This window comes from Flavobacterium sp. DSR3-2 (genome assembly GCF_049896525.1).
Classification (GTDB): domain Bacteria; phylum Bacteroidota; class Bacteroidia; order Flavobacteriales; family Flavobacteriaceae; genus Flavobacterium.
The window spans coordinates 1-2,878 of record NZ_JAFCUM010000031.1; the positions used below are offsets into that span (position 1 = coordinate 1).

Here is a 2,878-nt window from a genome sequence, read left to right on the forward strand (position 1 = left end):
CTGTTGGGCAATCGGCAATTTTAGTGTATTGCTACATTCTGATTTAATAATTCTACATTAAAATTAATTTTAGCATTTAAAGCTCGAAAAACTTTAATAACCGTATCGAATCTTGCGTCAGTTAAGCTATTCTCAATTTTTGAAATTTGAGCTTTTTTCACGCCAACTAACTCTCCTAATTGTTCTTGTGTCAAATTTCGTTCTTTACGAATTTGTTTAATTGTTTGACCAATCAAATCAATTTTTAATTCATTTTCAAAATTTTCTCTATTTATTGTTCCTTTTTCTCCAACGAATTTATCTGTTACTTCTTCTAAACTATATGTTTTCATAATCTTATTTCTTTTCGTTAAAATATTTCACTCTTAATGATTCTGCTCTTTCAATTTCTACTTTCGGTGTTTTGTCTGTTTTCTTTATAGTGCCGTGAGTAGAAATTACTACTGTATCTTTTTTGTCTGATTTATCCCAAAAAGCAAAAAGTCTCAAGTATTGTTTGTTGTATAAAGTTCTAAATTCCCAAATCTCGCCATCGAGTTTTTTAAATAGTTCATTATCGTTTACGCTTCTCGATTTATAAATATTATAAAGTATTTTTTCTCTAGATTTCGGGTCTAGATTTTCTAAAAACTCTATAACTGGTTCAAGAAATTCAACTTTAAATTTATAATCCATTTTTCAGTAATCTTAATTTTCTGTAAAGATAGAAGTTTCCTTTTTAAGAAACAAATGTTGTTGATTTTTCGGCTTTTTGTTACTGTTGCCCAACGTTCTCGCTGCTTTGCTCGGGTTTTGGGACTAAGTTAAGATTTTTCTTTCGGATTAACACCTTTATTTAAAGTACAAGACCAACTTTAAATCAAGCCGAAAACCCAAATCCGACAAAACCGCTGTTGAACTAAACCTTCGGTAGCACCACTGTTGATTTTGATTACCTTACGAATATAATTAAAATTCGTATACCATGACTACAAAAAAAAGCATCCTGATGCGTTTAGAGAAAACAAAATCCTGAACCAAGCCAAGCGCGAAGTTCCTGGATTTGAGGAACTATTAAATCGTTTTGAGCGTACAGTTTCGATTTTGGGTCGAAGTCAGAGCACGTTCAATAATTATTCCCGTCATGTGGCGGCTATTTCGCTTTATTTTGGTAAAATCCCAACTGAACTAGATGCTGAACAAGTACAGGACTACTTATTTTACCAACAAAAAAAGTCAAAAACACCGTCTCAAACGTATTTCAAACACTGTGTTTACGGCCTTCGATTTTTGCTAAAATCCGAAGGTTTGCCGTATGAGTTTTTACGATTACCTTCGATAAAACACGAGAAAAAACTCCCTGTTGTTTTGAGCAAGGAAGAAGTTTGGGCGATGCTCCAGTGTACCAACCTGCTTAAACATAAAATCCTCATTGGCTTGCTTTATGGTTGTGGACTTCGCTGCATGGAAGCTAGAAGTGTGCGTTTACAGGATCTGGATTTTGACCGAAAACAACTCAAAGTAGTTCAGGGAAAAGGCAAAAAAGACCGCTACGTACCGCTTTCAGAACATTTAATTCGGGGTTTAAAAAAATACATCGAAGCCGAAAAACCCCGGGATTATGTTTTTAATGGCCAACCTTTGCCTAATGGAGCCGGTGGCGATTTTGACAATCGCTACAGTCAACGCGGGGTGCAATGGGCAGTGAAGCAAGTGGCCAAGGCAGCGGGTATAATCAAAGAAGTTCATACCCATACGCTTCGGCACAGTTACGCCACGCATTTGCTCGAAGACGGTATGGATATTATGACTTTGAAAGACCTTTTGGGACACCAGAATGTTGAGCCCACAATTGAATACCTGTATATTGCCCAACTCGAGAGTCAGCGCATCTTTAGTCCACTCGACACCCTTTTTACAAAATGCAGCCGCGCTTTGAAGTAGCCGATGTCCTGCGAAAAGCAGGTGCTGCAATCGAAAACTATGGATTAAATACTTGGCAGCTCCGCACGCTTTACGCCATTAAAAAATGCAGAACAGCCGAGTTGGGTGGTCATATCGATGCTTGCGATAGTTGTGGTAATCTCACTGTAAGCTACAACTCTTGCCGCAATAGGCATTGCCCGAAGTGTCAGGGTAACAAACGAGAAGATTGGATACAAGCTAGAAGCACAGAACTCTTGCCTGTGCCTTATTTTCATCTGGTATTTACTTTGCCAGACAGTATCAATTTCTTGGCCATTTACCAGCTTAAAATAGTGTATGACACCTTATTTGAAGCTACTTGGGAAACGCTTCAAAGATTTGGCAAAGCCAAGCAAATGCAAATGGGAATGATTGCCGTTTTGCACACTTGGGGACAACAATTGAGTTTGCATCCGCACCTGCATTGCATTGTTCCTGGCGGTGGTGTGGACAAAGACGGACAGTGGAAAAATAGCAGAGCAGATGGTAAATTCTTGTTTCCAGTAAAAGCCTTGTCCAAAGTTTTTAGGGCTAAATTTTGCAGAAAACTCAAGGCGAAATCGCCTACTCAATACGAACAAATCCTGCAGGAATTATGGCAAAAACCATGGGTAGTATTTGCTAAGAAACCTTTTGGAAGTCCAAAGTCGGTGGTGGAATATTTGGGTAGATACACCCATAAAATCGCCATCAGCAACCACCGTATTAAAAACATTGACGAGCAAAACGTGACTTTTGATTACAAGGATTACCGAGTATCGGGCTTTAAAAAACAAATGACACTTACGCATCAGGAATTTATCAGGCGGTTTTCATTGCATATTTTGCCCAAACGGTTTACTTCGTCAGTTCGCCCTTTGGGCTCGGGTGTGAAAATCCGTCATTATGGTTTTTTGAGCAGCACTTGGAAGCGTCAAAAGCTGAAACTTTTACA

General features: G+C 38.3%; 4 protein-coding genes. 2 read left to right on the forward strand and 2 right to left on the reverse strand.

All coding sequences use genetic code 11. From position 1 onward, the window contains the following. Positions 1 to 20 precede the first annotated feature (20 nt). Both ACP7AV_RS17065 and ACP7AV_RS17070 read right to left on the reverse strand, forming a co-directional pair. Complete coding sequence (locus ACP7AV_RS17065; protein ID WP_103999201.1) at positions 21 to 332, reverse strand: helix-turn-helix domain-containing protein; 312 nt, start codon at positions 330 to 332, stop codon at positions 21 to 23. A 4-nt stretch (positions 333 to 336) separates the two neighbouring features. After that, positions 337 to 675, reverse strand: a complete 339-nt coding sequence (locus tag ACP7AV_RS17070; RefSeq protein WP_426092996.1) for a type II toxin-antitoxin system RelE/ParE family toxin — start codon at positions 673 to 675, stop codon at positions 337 to 339. A 408-nt stretch (positions 676 to 1,083) separates the two neighbouring features. On the opposite strand from ACP7AV_RS17070, the gene ACP7AV_RS17075 reads away from it, so the two are divergent. Continuing rightward, positions 1,084 to 1,923: a tyrosine-type recombinase/integrase gene (locus ACP7AV_RS17075; protein ID WP_426092997.1), complete on the forward strand. Its 840-nt coding sequence runs from the start codon at positions 1,084 to 1,086 to the stop codon at positions 1,921 to 1,923. Continuing rightward, positions 1,902 to 2,878: IS91 family transposase (locus ACP7AV_RS17080; protein WP_426092998.1), on the forward strand; the 977-nt coding region annotated here is incomplete at its 3' end. The genes ACP7AV_RS17075 and ACP7AV_RS17080, both read left to right, overlap by 22 nt.

What these genes read in the sequence shown, in the direction of transcription:
- ACP7AV_RS17065 (WP_103999201.1), bottom strand. Translation starts at nt 332, where the DNA reads ATGAAAACATATAGTTTAGAAGAAGTAACAGATAAATTCGTTGGAGAA.
- ACP7AV_RS17070 (WP_426092996.1), bottom strand. Translation starts at nt 675, where the DNA reads ATGGATTATAAATTTAAAGTTGAATTTCTTGAACCAGTTATAGAGTTT.